Annotated in this window: 5 protein-coding genes and 1 pseudogene; 3 read left to right on the top strand and 3 right to left on the bottom strand. The window is 75.9% G+C overall.

Annotated elements, in window-relative coordinates:
- Nucleotides 1-249: pseudogene (locus tag AC3WT4_RS19210) on the top strand (plasmid partitioning protein); the annotation flags it as partial.
- A gap of 20 nt (nucleotides 250-269) precedes the next feature.
- On the opposite strand, the gene nhaA reads toward AC3WT4_RS19210, so the two are convergent.
- The 3 genes from nhaA to AC3WT4_RS19195 form a co-directional block, all read right to left on the bottom strand.
- Nucleotides 270-1,586, bottom strand: a complete 1,317-nt coding sequence (nhaA, locus tag AC3WT4_RS19205) for a Na+/H+ antiporter NhaA (RefSeq protein WP_257416972.1) — start codon at nucleotides 1,584-1,586, stop codon at nucleotides 270-272.
- A 175-nt stretch (nucleotides 1,587-1,761) separates the two neighbouring features.
- Nucleotides 1,762-2,346, bottom strand: coding sequence for a DUF1697 domain-containing protein (locus tag AC3WT4_RS19200; protein ID WP_257416971.1), 585 nt, complete (start codon nucleotides 2,344-2,346; stop codon nucleotides 1,762-1,764).
- Entirely contained in the window at nucleotides 2,313-3,767 is a 1,455-nt protein-coding gene (locus tag AC3WT4_RS19195) for an amidase (protein ID WP_492316234.1), read from the bottom strand. Before AC3WT4_RS19195 ends, AC3WT4_RS19200 begins: the two co-directional genes overlap by 34 nt.
- A 204-nt stretch (nucleotides 3,768-3,971) precedes the next feature.
- Here AC3WT4_RS19195 and AC3WT4_RS19190 point away from each other — a divergent pair, with 204 nt between their 5' ends.
- Both AC3WT4_RS19190 and AC3WT4_RS19185 read left to right on the top strand, forming a co-directional pair.
- The gene (locus tag AC3WT4_RS19190; RefSeq protein WP_257416969.1) at nucleotides 3,972-4,592 is read left to right on the top strand and encodes a PadR family transcriptional regulator; all 621 of its coding nucleotides are present in this window, start codon (nucleotides 3,972-3,974) and stop codon (nucleotides 4,590-4,592) included.
- The gene (locus tag AC3WT4_RS19185) at nucleotides 4,589-6,229 is read left to right on the top strand and encodes a DHA2 family efflux MFS transporter permease subunit (RefSeq protein ID WP_492316233.1); all 1,641 of its coding nucleotides are present in this window, start codon (nucleotides 4,589-4,591) and stop codon (nucleotides 6,227-6,229) included. The genes AC3WT4_RS19190 and AC3WT4_RS19185 overlap by 4 nt, the downstream gene beginning before the upstream one ends.
- Nucleotides 6,230-6,300 lie beyond the last annotated feature (71 nt).

The following is a 6,300-nucleotide window of genomic DNA, read 5'->3' as shown; positions in this document are numbered from 1 at the left end:
GTCGACGCGGCGGGGAACGCGTCGACCGCGCAGGTCACGGTGACGGTCCAGGCGCCGACCGGGCCGTGGTGCGGCACCGCGACGAACGCGCAGCACCGGGCCGCGGGGCGCGCGATCTCCTACGGCGTGCACCCGTACAACCCGTACTACGCGGTCGGCTCGCTCGCGTACCTCGGGCAGGGCGACACGACGGTCACGACGCTGCGCGAGGCCGCGCCCGGCCGGTTCGAGGTCGCCGCCGCCTGCTGAGCAGGGCGGGCCCGCTCGGGCTAGTGCTCCAGGCGGTCCCTCGGGTCACCGATGAAGTCGGTGACGTCGTCCGGGAGGTCGTCGCGGTTCATGTCGTTCGAGCGGGCCCGGCGGGCGTCCCAGCGCAGCGCGAGCGTGGCCAGCACCGCCGCGATCGTGGACGCCGCGAGGATCGCGATCTTCGCGCCGTCGGTGTGCTCGGCGTCGGGGAACGACAGCTCCGCGATGAGCAGCGAGACGGTGAAGCCGATGCCCGCGAGGAACCCGACGGGCAGGAGGTCGCGCACGCCGATGCCGGGAGCGAGGCGCAACGGCGTGAAGCGCGTGACGAGCGCCGTGACCCCGAGCACGCCCACGAGCTTGCCGAGGACGAGGCCGAGCACGATCGCGAGCACGACCGGCTGCGTCAGCACCTCGCCGACCGGGGTCTCGCCGCCCACGATCGAGACGCCGGCGGCGAAGAAGGCGAACACCGGCAGCGCGACGCCCTGCGACACCGGGCGCATCGTGTGCTCGAAGCGGTGCGTGCGCGACTCGCGCTCGCCGTGCACCGCGAGCGCGGGGACGGTGAAGCCGAGCAGGACGCCCGCGATCGTGGCGTGGACGCCCGACTCGTGCATGAACGCCCACGCGACCGCCGCGACGGGCAGCAGGAGCCACCAGCGGGTGCGGCGAGCCCGCACGAGGACGGCGTAGAGCGCGACCGCGAGCAGCGCGAGGCCGAGGTAGCCCCACCGCAGCTCCGCGGTGTAGAAGATCGCGATGACGACGATCGCGAGCAGGTCGTCGACGACCGCGAGCGTGAGCAGGAACGTGCGGATCGCGACGGGGAGCCCGCGGCCGAACACGGCGAGCACGCCGAGCGCGAACGCGATGTCCGTCGCCGTGGGGATCGCCCACCCGTGCAGGGCGCCCGGGTCGCCCGTGGTCAGCAGGACGGCGACGAAGATCAGGGCCGGCACCGCCATGCCGCCCATCGCCGCGAGCACCGGGACGCCCGCCTGCTTAGGGTTGCGCAGGCTGCCCGCGACGAACTCCTGCTTGAGCTCGACGCCCACCACGAAGAAGAAGATCGCGAGCAGGCCGTCGGCGGCCCACGTCGACAGCGTCAGGTCGAGGTGGAGCGGCGAGGACGGGCCGACGACGGTGCTAGACAGCGCGAGGTACGACTCGCGCCAGGGCGAGTTCGCCCAGACCAGCGCGAGCAGCGCGGCACCGATGAGGAGGGCGCCACCGGTCGTCTCGCGGCCGACCCAGCGGCGCAGGCGCTCGCCCGGGGAGGGCGGCGTGGCGCGCGGGGTGGCCGGAGGGCCGGAGGGCAGGGCGGCGTGGGTCATCGTGCTCCCGGGGGTCGCTGTCGTGTCGCACGGCCGCGTCGCGGACCGTGGCCGACCAGACTTCCCGGCACACCGCCCACGATTCTACGGGGCGTCGCTCGAGGGCGGCGCACCCCTCGCGGTCGACGTGCCCGGCTCGCGGTCCAGTCTCCCGGCGGTCGTCGCGCCACGCGCGTCAGGACGGGGTGTCCTCGGCGAGCGCGAGGAGGCGCGTCGTCGTGTTCCAGTTCCGACCGGTCACCGGGGTCCCGGCCGCCTTCGTGAGGACGGCCGTCGTCAGCCTCGACCGCCCGACGCCGTCGGGGTAGGCGACGTAGAGGACGCCGTTCGCGACGGCGGCGCGCTCGGTCGTCAGCCGCGGCCCGAGCGCGCCGGCCGCGTCCGGGTCGACGGGCTCCTCGCCCACGTGGACGAGCAGCCCGGCCGGACGCTCGGCGGCGTCGTCGGGCAGCGGGTTGCCGCGCACGATCTTCCGGAGGCGCTCGGTGGTGAGCACGGCCACGGCGGCGTCCACGCCGAAGCGCTCGGCGACGCCGTCGTGCAGGCGGCGCGCGACGGCCGCGGGCGACGCCGCGCCGGACGACCCCGGCCCGACGACGAGGTTCCCGCTGTTCACGACCGTGCGGGCGTGCGCGAGCCCGAGCTCGCCCGCGAGGTCGCGCAGCGCGGTCGACGGGACCTTGCGCCCGCCCACGTTCACGGCGAAGAGCAGGCACACGTACGCCGTCACGACGAGGCCCCCGGGCGACGGTGGGACCATGGCGCGGCCTCCTCGAGGCGCGCCGCGAGGGTCAGCAGCAGGGCGTCGTCGCCGTGGTCCGCGCCGAGCATCACCCCGACGGGGACGGTCGCGGACGACCCGTCGGGGTCCGTGACGCGCGCCTCGCCGAGCGGGAGGGAGACCGCGGGCCGCCCCGTGAGGTTCCAGACGCTCGTCCACGGCGTGAACGCCGTCTGCGCGGCGAAGTCGGCGGCCGGGTCGTCGTCGTCCCGCTGCCTGCCGGCGAGCGCGGGCGGCTGCGCGAGCGTGGGGGAGAGCACGACGTCGACCCCCGACCACGCGGCGGCGACCTCGCGCGTGAGCTGCTGCACCCCGGCGAGCGCCGTCGCGTACGCGAGCCCGCTCACCGCGCGCCCGCGCTCGCGCAGCCACCGCGTGAGCGGCACGAGCAGGTGCTCGCGCTCCGGCGGGACGGGCGCCTGGAGCGCCCCGACGGACCACAGCGCCGCGAACGCGTCCCAGCGCTCGGCCCCGAACGGGGGCGGGATCTCCACGACGTCGTGCCCGAGCCGGACGAGGAGCTCCGCCGCGGCCCGGGCGGCGTCGGCGCACGCCGGGTGCACGGGGGCGCCGGCGGCGATCACGGGCTCCAGCAGCAGCCCGACGCGGAGCCGTCGCCCGTCCGGCGCGGCGCCGAGGCGTGCGGTGAACGTGTCGCCGGGCCAGGGGTGCGCGAGCACGTCGAGGAACGCCGCGGTGTCGCGGACCGACCGGGTGAGCACGCCGTGCGTGGCGAGGCCCGCGCCGTCGACCCCGTACGGGCCCGGGCTCACGAGCCCGCGCGACGGCTTGAGCCCGACGAGCCCGCACGCGCTCGCGGGGATGCGCAGCGAGCCGCCGCCGTCGCTCCCGTGCGCGACGGGCACGATGCGCGCCGCGACCGCGGCGGCCGCGCCGCCGCTCGACCCGCCCGCGGACCGTGCGAGGTCCCACGGGGTGCGGGCGGTCGGTCCGACGTCGGGCTCGGTGTAGCAGGGGAGGCCCAGCTCCGGGGTCGACGTCTTGCCGACCATGACCGTGCCCGCACGGCGCAGGAGCGTCACGACGCCGTCGTCGGACGGCGGCAGGAACGGGTCGATCGCGGCCGAGCCGGCGCGCATCGGCACGCCCTCGACCATCGTGAGGTCCTTGACCGGGCAGGGGACGCCGAGGAACGGCGGGAGGCCGTCGTGGGGACCCTCGCGGCCGTCGCGTCGCGCCGCCACGAGCGCGTCCTGCGCGGCGAGGGCCTGCGTGCGCGCGAGGTCAGGGGTGAGCACGGTGAAGGCGCCGACGTCCGCGCCGACCCCGGCGGCGGCGTCGAGCGTCGCGTCGAGCACCTCGACGGGGGAGACGTCGCCGGCGCGCAGGGCACCGGCGAGCGCGGTCGCGTCGAGGTCCAGGAGCTCGGGGGCGCTCATGGCTCGTGAACCTACGCGCGCCGCCGCGCCCGCGCGACCCCGCCCGCGCGACCCCGCCCGCGCGACTCCGCGCGCGTGACCTCCGCCCGCACGGAGCCCCGGCGGTCGACACCGGTCGAGCGGGAGGCGTATATTCCAACCGGAATATTCCAGCCGGGCGTGGCTCCCCACCCGCCGGCCCGCCGTCCCGTCCCGGAGACCACCGTGACCTCCCCGCGCCTCAGCCCCACGGCGACCCTCGTGCTCGCCGTGCTGCTCGAGCAGCCCATGCACCCGTACGAGATGCTCGTGCGCCTGCGCAAGCGGCGCGACGACCGGCTCGTGCGGCTCAACCCCGGCGCCGTCTACCACGCGGTGGACCGCCTCGAGCGCGACGGCCTCGTCGAGCGCGCGGGCGTCGACCGGGACGGCAACCGCCCCGAGCGCACCCTCTACGCGATCACTCCGGCGGGCGTGGCGGCGCACGACGCCCGCACGCGCGACCTCGTCCGCGAGACGCCGCGCGAGTACCCCGCCTTCCCGGTCGGGCTCGCGCTCGTGCACGACCTCCCGCGCGAGGACGCCCTCACGCTGCTCCGCGAGCGCCGTGCGGCGCTCGCCGCCGCGATCGACGGGGTGCTCGAGGGCCTCGACGACGTGGTCGCGCGCGGCCTGCCCCGCCGCTACCTGCTCGACGCCCACTTCGAGCTCCACCAGACCCGGGCCGAGATCGCCTGGCTCGACGCGACCATCGCGGACGTCACGTCCGGCGCGCTGAGCTGGACCGAGGAGCCCGGGCCCGCGTTCCGCCTCTCCCGCACGACCTCACCTCAGGAGTCCTCGTGACCACTCCCGCCCCGGGCGCCGGCCCGGCCCCGGCACCCGCCGAGGCCGGCTCGCGCGTCGTGCCCCTCGTCGACCTCCACGGCCGCAGCGCCTGGAGCATCCTGCCGCCGCTGATCCTCGGCTTCTTCATGATCATGGTCGACACCACGATCGTGAACATCGCGGTCCCCACGCTCCAGCGCGAGCTCGACGCGTCGCTCGTCGCGGTCGGCTGGGTCAACAGCGCCTACCTGCTCTCGTACGCGGTGCTGCTCCTGCTCGCCGGTCGCCTGGGCGACCGGTACGGGCCCAAGCCGGTGTTCGTCGTCGGCCTGGCGGTGTTCACGCTCGCGTCCGCGTGGTGCGGGCTGTCGGGCTCGATCGGGATGCTCATCGCCGCCCGCGTGGTCCAGGGCGTCGGCGCGGCGCTCATGACGCCGCAGACCATGGCCATGATCACGCGCGTCTTCCCGCCGCGGCAGCGCGGCGCGGCCATGGGGCTGTGGGGCGCGACGGCGGGCGTCGCGACGATCGCCGGCCCGCTGCTCGGCGGTCTGTTCGTCGAGTCGTGGGGCTGGGAGTGGATCTTCTTCGTCAACGTCCCGGTCGGGGTCGTGGCGCTCTGGCTCGCCCTGGTGCGGCTGCCGCGGCTCGCGACGAACAAGCGCTCGTTCGACGTGGTCGGCGTCGTGCTGTCCGTCGTCGGGCTCTTCGCGGTCGTCTTCGGGCTCCAGGAGGGCCAGACGTACGACTGGGGCACGATCACCGGCCCGGTCACGGTGTGGGGCGTGATCGGCGTCGGGCTGCTCGTGCTGGCCGCGTTCGTGCTGTGGCAGCGCCGTCTCGGCGACGACGCGCTGCTGCCGCTGCGCCTGTTCCGCTCGCGCAACTTCTCGCTCGCGAACGTCGCGGGCATGTCCGTGTCCTTCGCGATGATCGGCATCTTCTTCCCGCTGACGATCTTCCTCCAGTCGATCCTCGGCCTCTCGCCGCTGCACGCCGCGCTCGTCAACCTCCCGGGGTCCCTCGTCTCGGGCATCGTCGCGCCCCTCGCGGGACGCCTGTCCGACCGCGTGCCCGCGAAGTGGGTCGTCGCGACCGGGTTCGGCGTCCTCGCGGTCGCGATCGGGTGGCTCGCGGCGGTCGTCGGGCCGGGCGTGTCGGTGGTGACGATCGTGCTCCCCATGACGCTGTTCGGCATCGGCACCGGGTGCGTCTTCTCGCCGCTCGCGAACCTCGCGACGTCGGGCCTCGACCACCGCACCGCGGGCGCCGGCGCGGGCGCGTTCAACACGACGCGCCAGGTGGGTGGCGTGATCGGGTCGGCCGCGATCGTCGCGACGCTCACCGCGCGCCTCGCCGTGACGCTCCCCGCCGCCGCGCGGGACGCCGCCGCGTCGCTGCCCGAGCAGCTCCGCCAGCAGTTCGTCGACGGGTTCGCGAACGCCGGGTCGCTCCAGGGCGGCCAGGGCGGCTCGTTCGACCTCCCGCCGGGGGTGCCCGACGACGTCGCGCGCCAGGTCAGGGACGCCGCGACCACCGCGTTCCACCAGGGCTTCGCGACCGCCGTCGGGCAGACGCTCGCGGTCACGGCCGTCGTGCTCGTGCTCGGCTTCGTCGCCGCGATCGCGATGGCGCCGAAGCACGTCGAGCACTGACGCGCGAGATCGACCCGACCGCCACGACGTCGGCCCCCGGGGAGGGCCGGTCTCGGGCGCTCGGGTCGATC

Source organism: Cellulosimicrobium sp. EB106-03-01-XG111, from assembly GCF_058792115.1.
Note: the sequence above shows the minus strand (reverse complement) of the source record. Positions and strands in the feature narration are given on the sequence as shown.

Coding starts and splice junctions, on each gene's coding strand:
- AC3WT4_RS19200 (WP_257416971.1), bottom strand. CDS start 2,346: ATGGTCCCACCGTCGCCCGGGGGCCTCGTCGTGACGGCGTACGTGTGC.
- AC3WT4_RS19195 (WP_492316234.1), bottom strand. CDS start 3,767: ATGAGCGCCCCCGAGCTCCTGGACCTCGACGCGACCGCGCTCGCCGGT.
- nhaA (WP_257416972.1), bottom strand. CDS start 1,586: ATGACCCACGCCGCCCTGCCCTCCGGCCCTCCGGCCACCCCGCGCGCC.